This window comes from Roseomonas sp. KE0001 (assembly GCF_016107285.1).
GTDB lineage: Bacteria > Pseudomonadota > Alphaproteobacteria > Acetobacterales > Acetobacteraceae > Pseudoroseomonas.
Map to the genome: position 1 here is coordinate 79,041 of NZ_RCVQ01000007.1, position 19,349 is coordinate 98,389.

General features: G+C 73.5%; 21 protein-coding genes. 8 read left to right on the forward strand and 13 right to left on the reverse strand.

The genetic code is table 11. The features are described from left to right. Position 1: 1 nt before the first annotated feature. Entirely contained in the window at positions 2–472 is a 471-nt protein-coding gene (gene rplM, locus D9598_RS14770; RefSeq protein WP_198367303.1) for a 50S ribosomal protein L13, read from the reverse strand. A gap of 113 nt (positions 473–585) precedes the next feature. Further along, positions 586–1,302, reverse strand: coding sequence for an extensin family protein (locus D9598_RS14775; protein WP_198367304.1), 717 nt, complete (start codon positions 1,300–1,302; stop codon positions 586–588). A gap of 111 nt (positions 1,303–1,413) precedes the next feature. Here D9598_RS14775 and D9598_RS14780 point away from each other — a divergent pair, with 111 nt between their 5' ends. From D9598_RS14780 to D9598_RS14790, 3 genes are read left to right on the forward strand one after another with little or no spacing between them, the layout of a single operon-like run. Beyond that, positions 1,414–2,601, forward strand: coding sequence for a M20 aminoacylase family protein (locus tag D9598_RS14780; protein WP_198367305.1), 1,188 nt, complete (start codon positions 1,414–1,416; stop codon positions 2,599–2,601). 4 nt (positions 2,602–2,605) lie between these two features. After that, positions 2,606–2,938, forward strand: a complete 333-nt coding sequence (locus D9598_RS14785; RefSeq protein ID WP_198367306.1) for a DHCW motif cupin fold protein — start codon at positions 2,606–2,608, stop codon at positions 2,936–2,938. A 44-nt stretch (positions 2,939–2,982) separates the two neighbouring features. Then, positions 2,983–3,657 carry an SOS response-associated peptidase gene (locus tag D9598_RS14790; RefSeq protein WP_370592041.1) on the forward strand — a complete coding sequence of 225 codons (675 nt, stop codon included), beginning with the start codon at positions 2,983–2,985 and terminating at the stop codon, positions 3,655–3,657. Here D9598_RS14790 and D9598_RS14795 read toward each other — a convergent pair. Genes D9598_RS14795 through D9598_RS14805 form a run of 3 tightly spaced genes read right to left on the reverse strand, consistent with a single transcriptional unit; the run spans position 3,651 to position 6,351 of the window. Beyond that, positions 3,651–4,433 carry a phytanoyl-CoA dioxygenase family protein gene (locus tag D9598_RS14795; protein ID WP_198367308.1) on the reverse strand — a complete coding sequence of 261 codons (783 nt, stop codon included), beginning with the start codon at positions 4,431–4,433 and terminating at the stop codon, positions 3,651–3,653. The genes D9598_RS14790 and D9598_RS14795 overlap by 7 nt on opposite strands. 22 nt (positions 4,434–4,455) lie before the next feature. Continuing rightward, the gene (locus D9598_RS14800; RefSeq protein WP_198367309.1) at positions 4,456–4,905 is read right to left on the reverse strand and encodes a hydroxyisourate hydrolase; all 450 of its coding nucleotides are present in this window, start codon (positions 4,903–4,905) and stop codon (positions 4,456–4,458) included. 3 nt (positions 4,906–4,908) lie between these two features. Beyond that, positions 4,909–6,351, reverse strand: a complete 1,443-nt coding sequence (locus tag D9598_RS14805) for a SidA/IucD/PvdA family monooxygenase (protein ID WP_198367310.1) — start codon at positions 6,349–6,351, stop codon at positions 4,909–4,911. Between the two features lie 326 nt (positions 6,352–6,677). On the opposite strand from D9598_RS14805, the gene sugE reads away from it, so the two are divergent. Then, on the forward strand, positions 6,678–6,992 hold the full coding sequence (sugE, locus tag D9598_RS14810) for a quaternary ammonium compound efflux SMR transporter SugE (protein ID WP_198367311.1): 315 nt from the start codon (positions 6,678–6,680) through the stop codon (positions 6,990–6,992). A gap of 15 nt (positions 6,993–7,007) precedes the next feature. On the opposite strand, the gene D9598_RS14815 is transcribed toward sugE, so the two are convergent. The 4 genes from D9598_RS14815 to D9598_RS14830 all read right to left on the reverse strand — a co-directional run bounded on the left by D9598_RS14815 (position 7,008) and on the right by D9598_RS14830 (position 11,564). After that, complete coding sequence (locus D9598_RS14815; protein ID WP_198367312.1) at positions 7,008–8,849, reverse strand: FUSC family protein; 1,842 nt, start codon at positions 8,847–8,849, stop codon at positions 7,008–7,010. Next, positions 8,846–9,316: a MarR family winged helix-turn-helix transcriptional regulator gene (locus tag D9598_RS14820; RefSeq protein WP_198367313.1), complete on the reverse strand. Its 471-nt coding sequence runs from the start codon at positions 9,314–9,316 to the stop codon at positions 8,846–8,848. The genes D9598_RS14815 and D9598_RS14820 overlap by 4 nt, the downstream gene beginning before the upstream one ends. Positions 9,317–9,381: 65 nt before the next feature. Continuing rightward, positions 9,382–9,966: a DUF882 domain-containing protein gene (locus D9598_RS14825; protein ID WP_198367314.1), complete on the reverse strand. Its 585-nt coding sequence runs from the start codon at positions 9,964–9,966 to the stop codon at positions 9,382–9,384. Continuing rightward, entirely contained in the window at positions 9,966–11,564 is a 1,599-nt protein-coding gene (locus D9598_RS14830; RefSeq protein ID WP_232477265.1) for a murein L,D-transpeptidase, read from the reverse strand. The genes D9598_RS14825 and D9598_RS14830 overlap by 1 nt, the downstream gene beginning before the upstream one ends. A gap of 150 nt (positions 11,565–11,714) precedes the next feature. Here D9598_RS14830 and D9598_RS14835 point away from each other — a divergent pair, with 150 nt between their 5' ends. After that, positions 11,715–13,040, forward strand: a complete 1,326-nt coding sequence (locus D9598_RS14835; RefSeq protein ID WP_198367316.1) for an aspartate aminotransferase family protein — start codon at positions 11,715–11,717, stop codon at positions 13,038–13,040. Positions 13,041–13,052: 12 nt separating this feature from the next. Here D9598_RS14835 and D9598_RS14840 read toward each other — a convergent pair whose 3' ends face one another. Genes D9598_RS14840 through D9598_RS14850 form a run of 3 tightly spaced genes read right to left on the reverse strand, consistent with a single transcriptional unit; the run spans position 13,053 to position 14,768 of the window. Next, positions 13,053–13,526 carry a GNAT family N-acetyltransferase gene (locus D9598_RS14840; protein ID WP_198367317.1) on the reverse strand — a complete coding sequence of 158 codons (474 nt, stop codon included), beginning with the start codon at positions 13,524–13,526 and terminating at the stop codon, positions 13,053–13,055. 17 nt (positions 13,527–13,543) lie between these two features. After that, positions 13,544–14,089: a glutathione peroxidase gene (locus D9598_RS14845; RefSeq protein ID WP_198367318.1), complete on the reverse strand. Its 546-nt coding sequence runs from the start codon at positions 14,087–14,089 to the stop codon at positions 13,544–13,546. Then, positions 14,082–14,768 carry a sulfite oxidase-like oxidoreductase gene (locus D9598_RS14850; RefSeq protein ID WP_198367319.1) on the reverse strand — a complete coding sequence of 229 codons (687 nt, stop codon included), beginning with the start codon at positions 14,766–14,768 and terminating at the stop codon, positions 14,082–14,084. Before D9598_RS14850 ends, D9598_RS14845 begins: the two co-directional genes overlap by 8 nt. A 108-nt stretch (positions 14,769–14,876) precedes the next feature. Here D9598_RS14850 and ggt point away from each other — a divergent pair, with 108 nt between their 5' ends. After that, positions 14,877–16,586, forward strand: a complete 1,710-nt coding sequence (gene ggt, locus D9598_RS14855; protein ID WP_198367320.1) for a gamma-glutamyltransferase — start codon at positions 14,877–14,879, stop codon at positions 16,584–16,586. A gap of 98 nt (positions 16,587–16,684) precedes the next feature. Continuing rightward, positions 16,685–17,029 (forward strand): antibiotic biosynthesis monooxygenase, encoded by a 345-nt coding sequence (locus tag D9598_RS14860; protein ID WP_198367321.1) that lies wholly within the window; start codon positions 16,685–16,687, stop codon positions 17,027–17,029. Positions 17,030–17,158: 129 nt separating this feature from the next. Here the strand turns inward: D9598_RS14860 and D9598_RS14865 are convergent, their stop codons facing one another. After that, positions 17,159–18,841, reverse strand: a complete 1,683-nt coding sequence (locus D9598_RS14865) for a thiamine pyrophosphate-dependent enzyme (RefSeq protein ID WP_232477266.1) — start codon at positions 18,839–18,841, stop codon at positions 17,159–17,161. A gap of 221 nt (positions 18,842–19,062) precedes the next feature. Between D9598_RS14865 and D9598_RS14870 the strand changes: the two genes are divergently transcribed. Further along, positions 19,063–19,317, forward strand: coding sequence for an Lrp/AsnC ligand binding domain-containing protein (locus D9598_RS14870; protein ID WP_198367323.1), 255 nt, complete (start codon positions 19,063–19,065; stop codon positions 19,315–19,317). Positions 19,318–19,349: the final 32 nt, after the last annotated feature.

Consider the following 19,349-nt stretch of genomic DNA (forward strand, 5'->3'; position numbering starts at 1 on the left):
CTCAGGCCACCGTGTTCTTGCGGTTCAGGGCGGCGACGTCCAGCGCCTCGGGCTGGGCGCCGGCATGCGGATGCTCGGGCCCGGCATAGACGTGCAGGTTCTTCATCTGCCGGCGGCCGAGCGGGCCACGGGTGATCATCCGCTCCACGGCCTTCTCGATGACACGCTCCGGGAAGCGGCTCTCGAGGCGCTCCCGCAGGGTGCGCTCCTTGATGCCGCCCGGATAGCCGGTGTGCCAGTAGAAGACCGACTGCTCGGCCTTGTTGCCGGTGACCTTCACCTTCTCGGCGTTGACGATCACGACATGGTCGCCGCAGTCGACATGCGGCGTGAACTGCGGCTTGTGCTTGCCGCGGAGGCGATTGGCGACCAGGGCGGCGAGGCGGCCGAGCACGAGGCCCTCCGCGTCGATCAGCACCCAGTTCTTCTTCACCTCCGCCGGCTTCAGCGAGCGGGTCTGCGTTTGCAGCACGGTCTCTATCCTGAACAATGGCGGTCTGGAAATCGGTGGCGGCTTATCGCCGCAGAACCCGCGCAGGTCAAGGGAAAAGCCGGGTTTTCCTTTGGTGGTATCAAGATACCACATCAGCTGCAGCGGCTCCAGCGCCCCCGGTCCAGGTGGAAGTGATCGGCATGCGCGGCGTTGTAGTCCGGCCCCAGCACCGCCTTGAACCAGCGGCAGGCGCCATCCCGCGCCTCGCGCAGGAAGCCGCCGGGCGTCCCCGGCGTGGCGCTGTCCTCGCTGCCCCAGTCCCGCGGCAGCCGGATCTCACGCCCGTTGGCCAGGGTGAAGCCGGCGATGTCGATCGCGTTGGCCGTGGCGTGCTGGCTGCGCCGGCCTTCCGCGCGGCCATAGACATTGCGGCAGTTGTAGGTGCCGAGATGGCGCACGGCGGTGACGCGGCTGCCGAAATGCCGCTCGGCGGCGGGCTGCAGCCCGTGCCGCTCGAACAGCGCCCAGGCCGCCGCCAGCGGGCAGGTCACCACGGGCTGGTTCGGCTGCAGCCTGGCCCCCTGCCCGGCCAGGCGCACCGTGTTCTCCAGAGGGCAGCCCACCTCGGAGGGACGGTCCGGCAGGCGCTCCAGCGTCAGGCCCGACGCGGCGAAGGCGGCAGCGCAGGCGCCCTCCTCCCACTCCATCCGCGCCAGCTTCCAGCCGGTCATCAGGTTGGGCGCGTCGCGGAAGTCGAGGGGCGCGCGCGGGTCCCAGCGCGGCGGCAGCTGAAGCGCGCCGCCGAGATAGGCGCCAAGCAGCGCCAGCGGCGCGAGCAGGAGGATCGGGACCAGGAGGCGGCGGAACATCCCCTCTCAGATGGCCCCGTCCGGTCCGCCGGAAAGGGTGCCCCCCTTGCCGCGGCGGCGGCGCGGACGCAAAGCTGCCCCTGTCCCGAGACCTGACCGGAAGGCCCCGCCATGCCCGTGCTGAACCGCATCGCCGATTTCCACGAGGAGATGACCGCCTGGCGGCAGGACTTCCACCGCCACCCCGAGCTGGCCTTCGAGGAGGCGCGGACCAGCGGCATCGTGGCGGAGAAGCTGCGCGCCTTCGGTGTGGACGAGGTGGTGACCGGCATCGCCGGCACCGGCGTCGTGGGTGTCATCCGCGGCCGCGGGGAGGGCGGCGCGATCGGCCTGCGCGCCGATATGGACGCGCTGCCGATCCTGGAGGAGAGCGGCGCCCCCCATGCCTCCACCGTGCCCGGCAAGATGCATGCCTGCGGCCATGACGGGCACACCTCCATGCTGCTCGGCGCCGCCAGGTACCTGGCCGAGACGCGCAACTTCGCCGGCACCGTCCATGTGATCTTCCAGCCCGCCGAGGAGATGGGCGGCGGCGCCGAGAAGATGGTGCAGGAGGGATTGTTCGAGCGCTTCCCGATGCGGCATGTCTTCGCCCTGCACAATTGGCCGAACCTGCCGGCGGGCGAGATGCACTGGCGCGCCGGGCCTGTGATGGCGGCGGTGGCCGATATCGAGATCACCATCACCGGCCATGGCGCGCATGGCGCCATGCCGCACATGGGCAACGACCCGGTGGTGATCGCGGCGCAGATCGTCACCGCGCTGCAATCCATCGTCGCGCGCAACGTGGAGCCGGTGGAGGCGGGCGTCGTCACCATCGGCAGGATCGAGGGCGGCAACGCCTTCAACGTGATCCCCGAGACGGTGCACCTGCGCGGCACGGCCCGCTGGTTCCGCCCCGAGGTGGGCGACGTGCTGGAGCGGAAGGTGACGGAGATCGCCTCCGGCATCGCCATCGCCTTCGGCGCGCGGGCCGAGGTGCGCTTCACCCGCATGTATCCCGCCACCGTCAACGAGGCGGAGGCCACGGACCTCGCCGCCCGCGCCGCCGCCGCCGTGGTGGGCGAGGCGCGGACCCACGAGATGCCGAAGCCGACCATGGGCGGGGAGGATTTCGCCTTCATGCTGAACCGGACGCCGGGCTCCTACCTGATGCTGGGCAGCGGCCGGACGGCCAGCGATCCGGGCCTGCATCACCCGCGATACGACTTCAACGACGCGGTCCTGCCGGTCGGCGCCAGCTTCTTCGCCACGCTGGCCGAGCAGCTCCTGCCCCGCGACGATTCGGACAGGGGCTGAGGCCGTGAAGATCCCTCCCCTTCCCTTCACCGTCACCGACTGGTCGAAGGTCGAGCCGAGCCGGCACGAGGGCGAGACCGGCTTCGCCCTCTGGCGCAGCTTCACCATCGGCGACATCCGCGTCCGGCTGGTCGAGTACTCGCCGGGCTATGTCGCCGATCACTGGTGCGACCGGGGGCACATCATCTACGTCGTCGCCGGTGAGCTGGTCAGCGAGCTGAAGGACGGGCGGCGCCACGCGCTGAAGGCGGGCATGAGCTACATGATGTCCGACTTCGGCGATGCGGCGCACCGCTCCGTCACCGAGGGCGGCTGCACCCTGTTCATCGTCGACTGAGCATGTGCGGGCGGTATTTCCTCCAGCGCACGCCGCAGGAGCTCGTGCGGTACTTCGAGGCGGTGGAGCCCTTCCCGAACTTCCCGCCCAACTTCAACACCGCGCCGACGCAGGAGGCGCCGGTGCTGCGCCGCCACCCCGGGACCGGCGCCCGGCATCTCGGCCCGCTGCGCTGGGGGCTGGTGCCGCGCTGGGCCAAGGACGCCTCCGGCGCGGCGAAGCTGATGAACGCCCGGGCCGAGGGCGTGGCCGGGAAGCCCTCCTTCCGCGAGGCCTTCGCCCGGCGGCGCTGCCTGGTGCCGGCGGACGGCTTCTATGAGTGGCGGCAGGAGGGGGAGCGCAAGCAGCCCTATGCCGTCGCCCTCGCCTCGGCCGAGCCGATGGCGCTCGCCGGCCTCTGGGAGGGCTGGCAGCAGCCGGACGGCGCGTGGCTTCGCACCTTCACCATCATCACCACCGAGGCCAATGCCAAGCAGGCCCTGGTGCATCACCGCATGCCGGTGATCCTGCCGCCCGAGCTGTGGCCGGCCTGGCTGGGCGAGGAGGAGGCCACGGCGGAGGAGCTGCTCGACTTCCTGCAGCCCTGCCCGCCGGAGGAGTTGGCCTGCTGGCCGGTGGCGGCGCGGGTCGGCAAGTTCAGCGAGAACGATGCCGGGCTCCTGGCGCGCGACCCGACCGCGACGCCGCCCCCCGAGCTGGACGACCGGCCGGTCTATTGACCGGCCGGCGGCGCCGGAGCCGGGCCGCCGAGCCGGCGCCCCGCCACCGCCTCCTGGGCGGGTCTCTCCCGCAGCGCCACGGCGGCGTCCCCCGCCTGCAGGATGATGTTCCGGCGCGGCCGGGCGGAGCGGTTCATGCCGCCCCCGTGCAGCACCTTCGGATGGATCAGCACCATGTCGCCCGGGGCGCAGGGGAGCGTGACGGCGCCTTCGGGGCTCCATCCCGCCGGCCGGCGTGGCGCCGCGCGCGCCGCCGCGTCGGTCAGCGCGTGCGAGCCGGGCAGGAAGGCGGTCGCGCCCCCCGCCTCCGTCATGCCATCCAGGCAGATCATCGCGCGCAGGAAGCAGGAGGCCTCCGGGCAGGCATAGCCGTTCGGATAATCCCGGTGCCAGCCGATGCTCCGGCCGAAGCCGGGATGCTTGATGGTGACGTTCATGAAATGCGCCACCGCCTCCGACACGCCCAGCGCGGCGCGGATCGGGCCGGTCACCGCCGGATGGTCGAGCAGGGCCCCGAAGACCGGGGCGAAAGCCGGGGGATCGCCCAGGATGAAGATGGCGTCGCCCACCTCCGAGGCGGCGATCCCGTCGCGGCGGTCCTCCGTCAGGTCCCGCTCCAGCGTCAGGCGCTCGCGCAGTCCGGGCGCCAGGCCGGGAACGGCCGCCTGCACCGCGTCCACGGCCTGGCCCAGCGCCGCGAGGAGCGGGCCGGTCACGGCGCCCCGGACCAGGGCGAAGCCGTTCCGCGCGTAGTCCGCCCTGTCGTCATCCTGCATGGATTCGCGACGCCTGCGGCCCTCAGGAGCCGCGATAGGTGCTGTAGGACCAGGGCGAGCAGAGCAGCGGCACATGGTAATGCCCCTGCCCTTCCGAGAGGCCGATGTTGAGCACCACCACGTCGAGGAAGCGCTCGGCCGGCGGCGGGTCCACCCGACGCGGTTCGGCCAGGGGATCGAGGAGACGGAACTCGGCCGTCTCCGAGGGCGGCGGCGGCGGCGCGACCTTGGCGAAGGCCCCACGGGCGGCGAAGTAGTCGCCGATGGCGAAGCGCAGCTCGTAGCGGCCGGGGCGGAAGGTGCCGGCGGGCAGCAGCGTGCCCTCCGTCCGGCCATCGGCATCGGTGACGGCGGCGGCGATCCGCTCCGGCTCCGGCCCCATCCGCCACAGCTCCACGGTGACCCCCTCCGCGGGGATGCCCTCGGCGGTGTTCAGCACATGGGTGGAAAGGGCGCTCGGCTTCTGGCTCATGCTCTATTCCGTGGCATCGGGGGCATCGGGAAGCTCCTGGGGGATGGCGGAGGTGAGTTCCGGCAGGTCGAAGGCCCGGAGGGCGGCCAGGTGCCGCTCGGCATCCTCGCGCCAGAAGGCGCGGCAGATCCCGTCCACCAGCCGGGGCACGCCGTACTTCATGCCGCTGATGCTGGCGCCCGAGAGGCCCATCGACAGGGTTGCCGCATAGGTCATGCAGTGGATGCGCGGCAGCAGCGGCGCGGCGCCCGGCGTCTTCTCCTGGAAACTGAAATCGTCCGACAGATAGGGCGAGGCGGCACAGACGGCGCTCTCCTCGCCCGGCGGCGGCGCGAAGGCGTCGGACCAGAGCCGGATCTGGCGGGCGAAGGGTGCCAGTTCCGGCCGCAGCGCGTGATCGATGACGAAGCCGGTGCCGAGGAGGACGGCATCGGCCCGGAAGGCGCCGCGCGGCGTCTCCAGCACCACCTGCCCCTCCGCCTCGCGCACGGCGTCGACAGGCGCGCCCATGACGAGGCGGAAGCGCGGATCGTCGCAGACGCGGTTCCAGCTCTCCTGCGGCGGCGGCTGGTTCAGCTCGAAGATGTGCCGGGTGAAGCGCCATTTCAGCAGGTCCGGCAGGGCATGGTACTGACCGAGATAGCCGGCCTGCTCCATCCAGCGGAACGGGTTGACGCGTGGCATCCGCTGCCGCCGCACCAGCATGGTGGCGCTCCCCGCGCCCGCCTCCAGCGCCACCGCCAGATTGTCGAAGGCCGAGGCCCCGGCCCCCACCACCAGCAGGGACTTCCCGGCCAGCGCCGCGAAGTCGATGGCCTCGGCGGTGTGCAGCACGCGGTCCTTCGGCAGGCGGTCGAAGGGCGGCGGCACCGCCCAGGCGCCGGCCCCGTCCATGCCGGTGGCCAGCACCAGCCGGCGGGCGCGGATCACCCGCTCTCCCTCTGGCGTGGCGAAGCGGAGCGCCAGCAGCACCGCCGGCCCCGCCGCCGCCGGAGCGATCTCCAGCAGCCTGTGTTCGTGCCGCACCGGCAGGTCGAGCACGGCGGCATACCAGTCGAGGTAGCGCTGCCAGTCCGCGCGGCCGATCTTGTGCAGCCGGTCCCAGGCCTCGACGCCGTCGCGCGCGGTGAAGAAGGCGCGCGGCGTCAGCGCCGGCACGCCGAGATCGGGGCCGGTGACGTGCTTCGGCGTGCGCAGCGTGCGCATCCGGGCGAAGGTGGTCCAGACACCGGTGCCGCCCGGCGGGGCGGCGTCGAAGAGGGCGATATTGCCGACCTTCTGCCGGCGCAGGCCGAAGGCGGTGGCCAGTCCGGTCTGCCCGGCGCCGATGATGGCCACGTCCAGCACACCCTCCGCTGATGCCGGCATCCAGTCCGGCGCCGGATAATCCAGCAGCGCCAGTTGCTGGCGGACGGCCTGCTCCAGGGTGGCGAGCGGTTCGGGCATGGTGCGGGGCCTGTCGGCGAGGGTGCGGGCCTGGCATGTTGCCATGCACAAGACCGCCCCGCCATGCTCCCGCCGCGGCACCCGCTTCAGGGAGCCGTGACCCCGGCTCCCCGGTGGCGCCGGCCCCCCGCGCCCGGGCGCCCTGGGCCAGGTCGTCGGTCCCTCGGCGAGGTCATCGACAATTCGCCGTCGGACCTTCCCCACCCCCGCATGGGGTCCTATATGGATCGTGGCAGGGGCGATGCCCCCGGAGGGACGACCCTCCCCGGACAGGGTTCCGGCGCCTGCGGCAGGGACGGCCCGGCCTTCGGAGACGGAGGACCGTCATGGCCTGGATCACCCTCTTCCTCGCGGGACTTCTCGAGATCGGCTGGGCCGTCGGGCTCAAGTACACGCACGGCTTCACGCGGCTGGTGCCGACCCTGTTCACCGTGACCTGCATGGCCGCCAGCCTCGGCCTGCTGGGCCTGGCGCTCCGCGCCCTGCCCCTCGGCACCGCCTACGCGATCTGGACCGGCATCGGCACCGTGGGCACGGCCCTGCTCGGCATCCTGCTCTTCGGCGAGGCGGCGACCGCCGCGCGGCTCGCCTGCATCGTCATGATCGCCGGCGGCATCATCGGGCTCAAGCTGGTCGGCTGAGGGCCGCCCGCCCGGTCATGGCCGGGGCGCCGGTTCCGGCGGCGCGGCCGCGGAGCCCGGCAGGCGGCGGAGCGCGGGCGCCACCGGGCGCAGGACCGGCGCCGCCGCCTCCAGCGCCGTGGCGGCGGACCGCATGAGGCTGCCGGCCTCGTCCGCGCCGGCGCCGCCGCGCAGGGCCGCCGGCGCCCCGTCCCATGCCGCGGCCGGCTGGCGCAGCACCGCCGCCGCCGCGCAGCCGGCGCCGCCCAGCAGACGCAGCGCATCGCCCAGGCGCAGCACGGCGAGCCCTTCCGCCGCCCGGTCCGGAGCCTGCTGCGTCAGCCGCAGCACGCGGTGATCGAGCCGTGCCCGCCCCCGCGCCAGGGCGGCGGCATCGCGTCCCGCTGCCAGGCCCGCCAGATCGCGCCGGAGCGCCACCGGCAGGCCGCGCAGCCGGTCCCCGCGCAGCAGCCAGAAGATCGACAGCGTGGCGGCGATGCTGAGGGGGATGACCAGCCCGCCCTGCACCAGCATGGCCGGCGTGCCGTGCAGGGGCAGCATCGGCTGCGCGGCCAGCATGAAGACCATGTTCGCGTCCATGGCGGGCTTGCCGAGGACCGGATGCGCCTGGGCCAGGCCGCCCAGCGCCATGAAGGGCGCCAGGGTCAGCAGCAGCTGACCCATCCCCGCCTCCTGCGGCAGCAGGACCAGACGGCAGAGCAGCGCCGCGGCGAGGCCGGCGCAGGCCCCCATCAGCACGCCGCGCAGCGCCGCGACCGGCTGCGGATGCCCTGAGAAGGCACTGGCGAAGATGCTGCCGCCCATCACCAGGAACGGTCCGAAGCTCCAGCCGCTGAGCAGCCAGGCGGCACCCAGCAGCCCGACGGCGGCCACGCCGCGCAGGGCTGCGGCCAGGGCGGCGGGCCAGTCGCGGTGGAAGGGCATGCGGCGCGGCGGCGCGGCGGGCGCGGAGTCCAGCGCCGCCAGGGCCTGGCGCAGCGCCACCACCGCCTCGGCCAGCGCCGCCGCGGTGCGCCGCGCGGCCGGAGGAGGCGCACAGGCCGCCGGCGGCGCCGCCGTGCCCAGGCGGCAGGCCAGATCCTCGCACCAGGCCGCCAGCCCCGGATCGGGCGGCAGTTCCGCCAGCCGTGCCTGCAGCAGCCGCGCGGTGGAGATCACCGACAGCAACGCCGCGACCACGCCGCGCAGCGCGCGGATGCGCGCATAGGCGCGGGGCGAGCCGGCGGCGAGCTGATCGGCGCCGTCCTCGATCCGCGCCAGCTCCACCAGCAGCGCCTGCTCGCGCGCCGCGAGACCCGGCGCCGGCAGCGTGCCGCGCAGGCAGTCGGCGGCCCAGGCGAGGCCGTCCCGGCCCAGTTCGCCCATGCGGCGCAGCGTGGCCTCGCGGGGCGAGTCCGGCGTCAGCAGCCAGGTCACGATGGCCGAGACCAGGACCCCCAGGATCGTCGCCAGGATGCGCGCCGCCGGAAGGTCATGCGGCGGCAGGCCGGGGATGAACTCGGGCAGCACGACGATGCCCGCCGTGTAGCCGGCCAGCAATGTGCCATAGGCGAGGGAGTGCCGCAGCAGGTTGCCGGCGGCGATGCAGAGGCCGAGCCAGAGCGCCAGCGCCGCCACCACCAGGACCGGCTCATGCGTCGCGCGCAACAGCAACAGGCCGACGGCCGCGCCCGCCACGGTGCCGAGCAGGCGGAAGGCCAGCCGTTCGGCCAGCATGCCGCGCGTCGGCTGCGCCGTGATCCAGACCGTCATCGCCGCCCAGTAGGGATTGGGCAGGCCCAGCGCCAACGCCAGCGCCAGCGCGATGAGGGCGGCCAGGCCGAGCCGCAGCCCGTAGCCGATCCGGTCCCGGCTCATCGCGCGCCGCCTCGCTCTTCCTCCCGCCGGGCCATCAGGCGGGCTTCCAGACGGGCCATCAGCGCCGTGCAGGCGGCAAGTTCGGAGCCAGGGATATCCCGCAGCCACTCCGCCTCCACGCCGCGCAGCCGGGCCTCGATCCGCACCGCGGCGGCGCGCCCCTCGGGCGTCAGGCTCAGCCGGCGCGCGCGGCGATCCGTGGCATCCGCCACGCGGCGCAGCAGGCCGGCGGCCGAGAGGCCGTCGAGCAGGCGGACCAGGCTTGGCCCCTCGATGCCCATGGCCGCCGCGAGATCCTTCTGCCGCAGCTCCTCGCCCGCGCGATGCAGCCAGAGCAGGGCGCGCCAGCCGGCATCGGGGAAGGCATCCTTGCGGATCTCGGCATCCACGGCCTGCCGCCAGAGGCGGCCCAGCTGGAGCAGGCGCAGGCCGAAGCCGGCGCGCAGGGTATCGTCCGGGGAGAGCATCCCGGATGGATAGTTTGCCAGCTATCTAAATGGCAAGCGCCTTCCCACCCGCGCGGTCTGGGCCCTCACCAGCGGCGCGGCGGGCCGCAGTCCAGATGCACGAAGCCGTCCCGGCGGTAGAGGCCGACGCCGCCCACCTGCATCTCGGCCGCGATCCGGGCGACGCCATAGGCGTTGCTGCCGGGCAGGCGGAAATCCGCCGCCATGCCCGACATGTGCAGGCTGACGGTGGACACGCGCGAGGTGCGCAGCGCGCTGTTGCGCTCCGGCGTGCGATAGCCGCTGGAGATCTGGTAGAATTCGCTGTTGTCGAGCGCCTCCGCCACGCTGTGCAGCACGTCGAAGAGGCGCGGGTCCATCGGTGTGACCTCGGCGGCCGAGAGATCCCGGAACACCCAGTCGAGCTGATGCAGTGCCTGCCGGTCGTAGCGGCCGTCGCGGAAATAGACGCCGTCGAAGCTGTCCTCGGTGAGCACCCGCTGGACGCGCAGCCGCCGCACCGGCGCCAGCGGCGGCTGCGCCCGCGCGCTGCCGGGCATCGCGGCGGTACAGGCCAGCAGGCCGAGGCCGGCGGTGATGATCTCGCGCCGGCTCGCCAGGGCCGGTTCGCAGCAGGGGCAGGTATCGGCGGGATGTCGTCGGAAGCGCATCACTCGATCTGGGCTGTGGGGGTTGGAACAGGCCCGGCAGGGGCAGGCGCGGAAGCGCGGGCGGGAGTGGCCGGCCGGCGCGGCGCCGCGGTGGCCAGCGCCGGCTCGGCGGCCGGGGCCGCGCGGCGCTGGTCGAGCAGGCGGAGATAGGCGGCATCCAGCCCGTAGAGATCGGGCCGCAGTCGGACCTCGCCCTCCTCCACCGTGACGGTCTCGTAGGCCAGGCGCACCGGCAGCGGCCGGGGCAGGCCCAGGAAGCTGGTCTGGCGGCTGTCCAGGGCCTTCTGCGCGCGCGCCCGGTCCCAGCCCGGCACCCCGGCCAGCACCAGCTCTAGGAGTTCCATCGGCTGGCTGAGGCGGATGCAGCCGGAGGAGAGGGCCCGCTCCGCCCGGTTGAAGAGATGGCGGTCCGGCGTGTCGTGCAGGTAGATGTCGTCGCCATTGGGCATGACGAACTTCAGCCGGCCCAGGGCGCTGGCGTCGCTGGCGTCCTGGCGGATGATGTAGGGGAAGCGGGTGCCGCCGATGGCGCCCCAGTCGATGGTGGTCGGGTCGATCTCGACGCGCTCGCCGCCGATCACGCTGTAGACGCGGAAACCCTTCTCCATCATGGCGCGCGGATCGCGGCGGAAGCGCGGCAGCAGGTCCTCCCGCGCGTTGCGCTCCGGCACGCCCCAGGGCGGGTTGAACTGCACCGCCGTCATGCGGACATCGAGCGGCGGCGTGGCGCGCGCTGGCTTGCCGACGATGACCCGCATGGCCAGGAGCACCCGGCCGCCCTCCATCACCCGCAGCGCATAGGCCGGGATATTGACCTCGACGCGGCGGCCCGGCGGCGGCGGCGCCAGTCCGCGCCGCATGTCCATGGCGACGCGGATCTGCCCGACCACCGCCTCGACGGGACGGTTCATCAGGCGCTGCGTGGCGCGGCCGACCCGACCGTCCGGCTCCAGCCCCTGGGCCGCCTGCCAGCGGCGGACCGCCGCCTCCAGGGCCGCGTCGTAGAGCTCCGGCGCCTCGGGGGTCAGCGCCGCCAGCTCGGCATCCTCGGCGGCGAGGCGGGCGCGCAACGCCGGCACCCGCGCGGCGTCGGCCATGCCGGGGTCCAGCGTCTCGCCCAGGGAGATGGAGGGCCAGCCGCCGGCCTCGACCCGCGCGCGGGCCGCCCGCAGCGCCAGGCGGAGCGCGGGCATGTCGGCCGGCTGCAGCGCCGCGCGCTCGATCACCTCGGCGGGCTCGGCGCTGGCCCGCAGCGCGGCCTGCCAGGAGGGTAGGAGCGAGGCCGCCGGGTCGCGCCGCAGATCGGGACGGCCGGCGGGCGCCACCACCCGGCCCAGCACCAGATCCGCCAGCACGGCCTGCGCCGCGGCCCGCAGCGCGGCGGCATGACCCGACGGATCGGCCGCCGCGCGGCTGTCGGGCGGGATGGCGTAGTGACCCGGCGAGAGCCCGTCCTGGTCCACCGCCCGCAGCCGCGCCGCCAGGCGCAGCCACGCCGCGCTATCGGCCGGCCAGGTCTGCGGCGGTGCCGCCCGGCCGGGCCGCGCGACCGGCACGGCCGCCGCCGGCAGCAGGGCAAGGAGATCTCTGCGGCGCATCCACGCCTCCTTACAGTTCATGGCACTTCACCGCCAGCCTTGATAGTCCGTTGTTACGCAAGGATAGACATGGCATGGCCAGGCCCAGGCTTGACCCGGGGCGGGACCCGCCGCAGCCTGACCGGCAGCGTCGCCAAGGAAGCCCTTACCATGCCCGCAGGCCCCTCCGCGCCTCTGCGCAACAGCGATCTCCCGGCCCTGCTGACCGAGGCGCGGGACGCCTATGCGCAGGCGAGACCCGCCTCCGCCGCCCTGCACGAGACGGCGCGCCAGAGCCTGGCCGGCGGCAATACCCGCAGCGTCCTGTTCTACACTCCCTTCCCCACGGCCATGGCGCGGGGCGCGGGGTGCCGGCTCTGGGATGTGGACGGGCATGAATACATCGACTTCTGCGGGGAGTATTCCGCGGGGCTGTTCGGCCATTCCGAGCCGCGCATCCAGGCCGCGCTGCGCGCCGCGATGGAGAGGGGGATGAACCTCGCCGCGGTCGGCGCCGACGAGGGCCGGCTGGCGGCGCTGATCCAGGCGCGCTTCCCCTCGATCGAGCGCGTGCGCTTCACCAACAGCGGCACGGAGGCCAATATCATGGCCCTCACCGCCGCGCGGAACTTCACGGGGCGCCCCGGCATCCTGGCCTTCCGCGGCGGCTACCACGGGGGGGTCCTGCTGTTCACGCCGGGGGCCGAGGCGGTGACCCTGCCGCTGCCCTTCACCCTGGCCGACTACAATGACGGGCCGGGTGCCGCCGCGCTGATCCGCCGCCATGCCGACAGCATCGGCGCCGTCATCGTCGAGCCGATGATGGGCGCGGGCGGCTGCATCCCGGCCAGCGCCGAGTTCCTGCAGGCGCTGCGCGAGGCCGCCTCCGAGACCGGCGCCGTGCTGATCCTCGACGAGGTGATGTGCAGCCGCCATTCCGAGGGCGGGCTGCAGGCCCGGCTGGGCATCACGCCGGACATGACGACGCTCGGCAAGTACATGGCCGGCGGCATGAGTTTCGGCGGCTTCGGCGGCCGGGCCGACATCATGGCGCAGTTCGACGGCCACCGCCCGGGCAGCCTGCCGCATGCCGGCACCTTCAACAACAACGTCTTCTCCATGGCCGCCGGGGTCGTGGCGCTGGGCGAGGTCTTCGGCGCCAGCGAGGCCGCCGCGCTCTATGACCGTGGCGAGGCGCTGCGCGCGGCGCTGAACGAGGCGGCCGAGGGCAGCGGGCTGCACTTCACCGGCGCGGGCAGCATGATGGCGCCGCATTTCCGCCCCGGCCCGCTTCTCCGCCCCTATGCATCCACGGCCGAGGAGGAGCAGCTGCGCGAGCTGCTCTTCCTCGACCTGATGGCGGAGGGCCTCTACCTGGCGCGGCGCGGCATGATCGCCCTGAGCCTGCCGATCGGCGAGGCCGAGTGCGACTGGCTGGCGGCGGCGGTGCGGCGCTTCTGCACCGAACGCGCGGCGGTGCTGCCCGGATTGCGCTGAGCCGGCGCCGCCTCACCCGGCCAGCGGGCGTTCCATGAGGCAGGCCTCCGCGTCATAGCTCCGCAGCTTGGCGGCGAGGCGCGGCTCCCGCACCACCGAGAAGCCCTGCCGGCGCCAGAAGGGCACCGAGCCGTTCACCGCGACCAGGGACATCCCCGGCAGGCCGCGCGCCTGCTCCGCCAGCAGCGTCACCAGCCGGCCGGCGGCGCCGCCGCCGCGCGCGCCGGGCAGCAGGGCGAGGTCGTGGATGTAGTAGGTGTCGGGCCGCGCGGGGAGGGCGCCGAGCAGGCTGTTCAGCGCCGGCGGCTCGCCCCGCCGCCAGGGATGCGTGATGGCGTAGCCCAGCGCCCCGCCCTCCCCCACCAGCAGGCGGCAGCCCTCCGGATACAACGCGAGGCGCTCGGCGAAGACCGCCTCGTCCTCCGGGAAGTCCGGATGCACCACGGCGGCGATGCGCTCCGCCGCCGGCAGGTCCACGGGCCGCATCGGCCGCCATTCCGCCGTCACGTCAGCGCCGCCTCGATCGCCTGGCGGAAGGAGGGCGCGTCCGGCCCGGTGGCGCTCGGGAAGGCCTGCAGCAGGCGCCCGTCCTTCGCCACCAGGTACTTGAAGAAGTTCCAGCGCGGTGCCGTGCTGCGGGCCGCCGCCCAGGCGAAGAAGGGATGGGCTTCCGGCCCCTTCACGTGGCAGGGCGCCGCCATCGGGAAGTCGACCCCCCAGGTGGCCTCGCAGAAGGCCTTGATCGCCGTGCTGTCGGCATTCTCCTGGTTGAAGTCGTTGGACGGCACGGCCAGCAGGAACAGGCCGCGCGGACCGTAGCGTTCGTGGATCCGCTGCAGCCCCGCGAACTGGCTGGCGAAGCCGCAGAAGCTCGCGGTGTTGATCACCAGCAGGGGCCGGCCGCGCTGCGCGCCCAGGTCGATCTCGCCCCCCTCGATGGCGGGGAAGCGGAAATCGTGTCCCCGCGCCGCCGCGGGATCGGGCGCGGCGGGGGCCGCCGCCAGCAGCAGGGGTGCGCCGAGCAGGGCGCGGCGGGTCGGGTCAGCCATAGCGTTCCTCCAGCCAGGGGTCGCCCCGGTCGTGATAGCCGCGCACCTCCCAGAAGCCCGGCTGGTTCCGGTTGGTGAAGGTGATGCGGCGCACCCATTTGGCGCTTTTCCAGAGATAGAGATGCGGCACCACGATGCGCAGGGGTCCGCCGTGCTGCCGCGTCAGCGGCCGGCCCTCCCAGCTGTGCGCCAGCAGGTTCTCCGGGCGGGCGAAGTCGTCCAGGCGGAGGTTGGTGGTGTAGCCGTCATGCGCCTCGAAGCTGACGAAGGCGGCGCCCGGCTTCAGCCTCACCAGGTCGAGCAGGGCCGGAGCCGGCACGCCGCTCCAGCGGTTGTCGTAGCGCGACCATTGCGTGACGCAGTGGATGTCATTGACCCGCTCCTCCTGCGGCAGTTCCTGCAGCCAGGCCCAGTCCAGCGTCACCGGGCGCTCGACCAGCCCCTCCACCTTCAGCCGGAAGGCCTCCCGCGTCACCGCGGGCTGCAGGCCGAGATCGAGCACCGGGAAGTCCGCGACCCGCCGCTGGCCCGGCGGCAGGCGCGGGCGCGACCCCTCCCCTGCCGGGACCTGCCCTGGGGCCTGCCCGGTCAGCAGCCGGCCCTCGCGCGCCCAGCGCTGCTTGCTCTCCACCAGTTTGCGCCGGACGCCCTCCGGCAGCGCCTCATCCTCCGGGGCCATCGCCCTTCCCTTCCGCCATGCCGCGACGAGAGGTCACATCACCGGGGGGCGGGATGCAAGACCGCCCCGGCGCGGACTATCCTGCCGCCCCCGGCAGGAAGAATGGCGATGCGGCGACATCTCGGAAGGCTCGGCCTCATGGCGCTGTTGCTGGCGCCCGCCGCCGCCGCGCAGGAGGCCCCGCGCCCGCCGGCGCGGGCCGAGCGCCAGATGGTCGCCGCCGCGCATCCGCTGGCGGCGGAGGCCGGGCTCGCCATGCTGCGGCAGGGCGGCGGCGCGGTGGATGCCGCCGTGGCCGTGCAGGCGGTGCTGACGCTGGTGGAACCGCAATCCTCCGGCATCGGCGGCGGCGCGCTGCTGCTGCACTGGCGGGCCGAGGGCAGCCTCCTCACCGCCTGGGACGGGCGCGAGACGGCGCCGGCCGCCGCCACTCCCGCCCTGTTCCTGCGCCCCGACGGCACGCCGCTCAGCTTCTACGAGGCCGTGCTGTCCGGCCGCAGCGTGGGCGCACCCGGCGTCATGCCGATGCTGGAGGCCGCCCATCAGGCGCAGGGCCGGCTGCCCTGGGCCACGCTCTTCGCGCCGGCGATCCGACTCGCCGAGGAGGGCTTCCCGGTCTCGCCGCGCCTCGCCGCGCTGATCGGGGAGGACGCGGAGAGGCTGCGGCGCGACCCCGGTGCGCGGGCCTACTTCTTCGCCGCCGACGGTACGCCCTGGCCGGCCGGACATGTCCTGCGCAACCCGGCGCTGGCCCGCACGCTGCGCGCCCTGGCGGAGCAGGGCGCCGCCGCCCTGCAACGCGGCCCCATCGCCGAGGCCATCGTCGCCGGCATCGCCCGGCATGGCGATGCGGGGAACGGCATGACCCTGTCCGACCTCGCGGCCTATGTCCCGAAGCCGCGCGAGCCGCTCTGCCGGCCCTACCGCCGCTGGCGCGTCTGCGGCTTCCCGCCGCCCTCCTCCGGCGGCGTCGCCGTGGCGCAGATCCTCGGCCTCCTGGAGCATCTGCCCATGGCGCGGCTCGATCAGCGCGGGGCCGACGCGGCGCATCTTCTGGCCGAGGCCAGCCGCCTCGCCTTCGCCGACCGCAACCTCTACCTGGCCGATGCCGACTTCACCCCCGTGCCGGTGCGCGGCCTGACGGAGGACGGCTACCTCACCCTGCGCGCCCAGCTGATCGACCGCGACCGCGCGCATCCCGCGCCCCGCCCGGGCCTGCCGCGCTGGCGGGAGGGGCGGCTGGCGCCGCAGCCGATGCAGCCGGAGTTCGGCACCAGCCAGGTTTCCATCGTCGATGCCGCCGGCAATGCCGTGTCGATGACCACCACCGTCGAGGATGCCTTCGGCGCGCGGCTGCTGGTCGAGGGCTTCTTCCTCAACAACGAGCTGACCGACTTCTCCTTCCGTCCGGAGATCGACGGCCGGCCGGTGGCCAACCGGGTCGAGGGCGGCAAGCGGCCGCGCTCCTCCATGGCGCCGAGCCTCGTCTTCGACCGGGACGGCAGGCTGGTGGCGGTGCTGGGCTCCCCGGGCGGGGCGCGCATCATCGGCTATGTCGCGCAGACGCTGCTCGGCCTGCTGGACTGGGGGCTGGACCCGCAGGCGGCGGTCTCCCTGCCCCGCATCGGCAGCCTCGGCGCCACGGTCGAGCTGGAGCAGGGCAGCGCGGCGGCCGCCCTGGCGCCGGCGCTGGAGGCGCGCGGGCACAAGGTGGATGTGCGGCCCATGACCTCGGGGCTGCAGGCCATCACGGTCACGCCGGGGGGATTGCTGGGCGGGGCCGATCCGCGGCGGGAGGGGGTGGCGATCGGTGACTGAGCCGTCGCCGCCGCTTCGCTCCGGAGGGGTGGCGCTTCATGAAAACCGGCCCCGGCCTCCGACGGCCAAGGGGGCCTCCATCCGACAGGAGGCTCAGCGTGATCGCGGTGCTCTTCGAGGTCCGCCCGGCCGAGGGCCATCAGGACCGCTATCTCGAGATCGCGGCCCGGCTCAGGGCCGAGCTGGATACCATCGACGGCTTCATCTCGGTCGAGCGGTTCCGCAGCCTGAGCGATCCGGGCAAGCTCCTGTCGCTGTCCTTCTTCCGGGACGAGGCGGCGGTGCGTGCGTGGCGCAACCTGCCCTCGCACCGCGCCGCGCAGGCGGCGGGGCGTGGCGGGGTCTTCGCCGGATACCGGCTGCGGGTGGCCGCCGTGATCCGCGACTACGGGCTGGAGGAGCGCGACGAGGCTCCGGCCGACAGCCGGGCGCGCCACGGCTAGAGCGGATCCCGATCAGGTGGAAGCACCTGGTCGGGTGAAGATGCTCGTCAAAGCGAATGGCTGGAGCGTTTGCCGTGAGCCAGGGCGAACGGAAAGCGCTCTAGCGGGCGCTCCCGGCCATGGCCTCGCTCAGTGCTTGCCGCCGCCCTGCCGGCGCAGCTCCTCGATGGTGGCGCGGTTCGTGACCTGCTCGGGGTTCATCCGGATCTCGATCACCGCCGGCTTGCCGCTGGCCACGGCGCGCTGGAAGGCCGGCACCAGCTCGCCATCCTTCTCCACCACCGCGCCATGGCCGCCGAAGGCCTCGATGAATTTGGTGAAGTCCGGGTTGGTCAGCTTCGTGCCGGAGACGCGACCGGGATAGGCTCGCTCCTGGTACATGCGGATGGTGCCGTACATGCCGTTGTTGAACACCAGGATGACCGGCGCCACGCCATCCTGGAAGGCGGTCGCGATCTCCTGCCCGGTCATCAGGAAGCCGCCATCGCCGACCAGCCCGATGACCGTGCGCTCCGGGAAGGTGATCTTGGCGCCGATCGCCGCCGGCACGGCATAGCCCATGGCGCCGTTGGTCGGGCCCAGGAACTCCTGCTCCGCCGTCATGTGCATGAAGCGGTTCGGCCAGGTGGCGAAATTGCCGGCATCGCAGGTGAAGATCGTGTCGGCCGGCAGGATCTTCTCCAGCGCCTGCAGCTCGCGCGCCAGGTTCAGCGGCCCGGCATAGTCCGGCGCCTCCGCCTGCTTCACGCGGGCGGCGTGCACCTCCCGCGTCCAGGCCGACCATTTCGCCGCGCCCTCCGGCGCCGGCAGCTTCGCCAGGGCCTCGGCGAAGGCGTTGATCTCGGCGGTGATGCCGAGCGCCGGGCGGTAGACGCGGCCGATCTCGGCCTGGTCGGGGTGGATATGGACGATCTTCTGGCCCGACTGCCCCGCCATGTCGAACAGGGTATAGCCCTGGCTGACCGGCTCGCCGATCCGGGTGCCGATGGCCAGGATCAGGTCGGCCTGCTTCGCGCGGGCCACCAGCCCGGCATCGGCGCCGACGCCGAGGTCGCCGGCGAAGTTCGGCAGGGTGCAGTCATAGAGGCTCTGGCGGCGGAAGGCGACGGCGACCGGCAGGTCGCGCGCCACGCAGAACGCGCGGATGATGCGCCGCGTCTCCGCGCTCCAGCGCGAGCCGCCCAGCACCACCAGCGGCCGCTCCGCGGCGTCGAGCAGGGCCAGCATCTTGTCCAGCGCCGCCGGCGAGGGCGAGGCCGGCGCCACCTCGGCCGGGCCGATATCCGGCACGGCCACGCGGGCCTTCTGCATCTCCTCGGAGATGGCGATCACCACCGGGCCGGGGCGGCCGGAGGTGGCGACGTCGAAGGCATGCGCCATCAGCTCGGGGATGCGCGCGGCGTCGTCGATCTGCGTCACCCATTTGGCGACGGAGCCGAACATGCGGCGGTAGTCCACCTCCTGGAAGGTCTCGCGATCGGTCTCGGCGAAGGGGATCTGGCCGACGATCAGGATCAGCGGCGTGCTGTCCTGGTAGGCGACATGCACGCCGATGGCGGCATGGCAGGCGCCGGGGCCGCGCGTCACCAGCGCCACGCCGGGGCGGCCGGTCAGCTTGCCATGGGCCTCCGCCATGTTCACCGCGCCCGCCTCGAAGCGGCAGGTGGTCAGCGCGATCCGGTCGCTGTTGGCATAGAGCCCGTCCAGCAGGTCGAGATAGGATTCGCCCGGCACGCAGAAGGCCTGCGTCACGCCCTGGGCCACCAAGGCATCGGCCAGAAGCTGGCCGCCCGTGCGTGTCGTTGTGCTCATCCCGTCCATCCCGGCCCGTTCCTCGTTGCAGTCATCACACAAGTGGCGGCAGGCTAGCCGAGGCGCCGTGCCGCGGCTACCCGCGCCCGACGGGAATTCAAATCCGCCGGAATTCAGGCCCGCCGGGAATCGGGACACGGGATCCCGCCGCCCCCTTCCCCCGGGGCCGGGGCCACGTCATGGTGCCGGCCGAGCAACCGGGCACCAGCGGGAGGCCAGCCATGCGCGCCATATTCGTCATGATCAAGTGCGAGATGGGCCGCGCCTACGAGGTGGCGCGGGAGATGGCCGACACCATCGAGGAACTCTCCGAGATGCATTCCATCTCGGGGCAATACGATTTGCTCGGCAAGTTCTACCTGGAGGGCGACCGCGACATCGGGCTCTTCGTGGTCGAGCGGGTGCAGACCGTGGCCGGGGTGAAGGACACCTATACGCTGCAGACCTTCAACGCCTTCTCCGGCGCGCGCGGCTAGCTCCGCGGCGGACAGCGCCTGGCGTGCGGTGT

Coding starts and splice junctions, on each gene's coding strand:
- D9598_RS14775 (WP_198367304.1), bottom strand. CDS start 1,302: ATGTTCCGCCGCCTCCTGGTCCCGATCCTCCTGCTCGCGCCGCTGGCG.
- D9598_RS14780 (WP_198367305.1), top strand. CDS start 1,414: ATGCCCGTGCTGAACCGCATCGCCGATTTCCACGAGGAGATGACCGCC.
- D9598_RS14795 (WP_198367308.1), bottom strand. CDS start 4,433: ATGCAGGATGACGACAGGGCGGACTACGCGCGGAACGGCTTCGCCCTG.
- D9598_RS14800 (WP_198367309.1), bottom strand. CDS start 4,905: ATGAGCCAGAAGCCGAGCGCCCTTTCCACCCATGTGCTGAACACCGCC.
- D9598_RS14805 (WP_198367310.1), bottom strand. CDS start 6,351: ATGCCCGAACCGCTCGCCACCCTGGAGCAGGCCGTCCGCCAGCAACTG.
- sugE (WP_198367311.1), top strand. CDS start 6,678: ATGGCCTGGATCACCCTCTTCCTCGCGGGACTTCTCGAGATCGGCTGG.
- D9598_RS14815 (WP_198367312.1), bottom strand. CDS start 8,849: ATGAGCCGGGACCGGATCGGCTACGGGCTGCGGCTCGGCCTGGCCGCC.
- D9598_RS14820 (WP_198367313.1), bottom strand. CDS start 9,316: ATGCTCTCCCCGGACGATACCCTGCGCGCCGGCTTCGGCCTGCGCCTG.
- D9598_RS14825 (WP_198367314.1), bottom strand. CDS start 9,966: ATGCGCTTCCGACGACATCCCGCCGATACCTGCCCCTGCTGCGAACCG.
- D9598_RS14830 (WP_232477265.1), bottom strand. CDS start 11,564: ATGCGCCGCAGAGATCTCCTTGCCCTGCTGCCGGCGGCGGCCGTGCCG.
- D9598_RS14835 (WP_198367316.1), top strand. CDS start 11,715: ATGCCCGCAGGCCCCTCCGCGCCTCTGCGCAACAGCGATCTCCCGGCC.
- D9598_RS14840 (WP_198367317.1), bottom strand. CDS start 13,526: ATGCGGCCCGTGGACCTGCCGGCGGCGGAGCGCATCGCCGCCGTGGTG.
- D9598_RS14845 (WP_198367318.1), bottom strand. CDS start 14,089: ATGGCTGACCCGACCCGCCGCGCCCTGCTCGGCGCACCCCTGCTGCTG.
- D9598_RS14850 (WP_198367319.1), bottom strand. CDS start 14,768: ATGGCCCCGGAGGATGAGGCGCTGCCGGAGGGCGTCCGGCGCAAACTG.
- ggt (WP_198367320.1), top strand. CDS start 14,877: ATGCGGCGACATCTCGGAAGGCTCGGCCTCATGGCGCTGTTGCTGGCG.
- D9598_RS14865 (WP_232477266.1), bottom strand. CDS start 18,841: ATGAGCACAACGACACGCACGGGCGGCCAGCTTCTGGCCGATGCCTTG.
- D9598_RS14870 (WP_198367323.1), top strand. CDS start 19,063: ATGCGCGCCATATTCGTCATGATCAAGTGCGAGATGGGCCGCGCCTAC.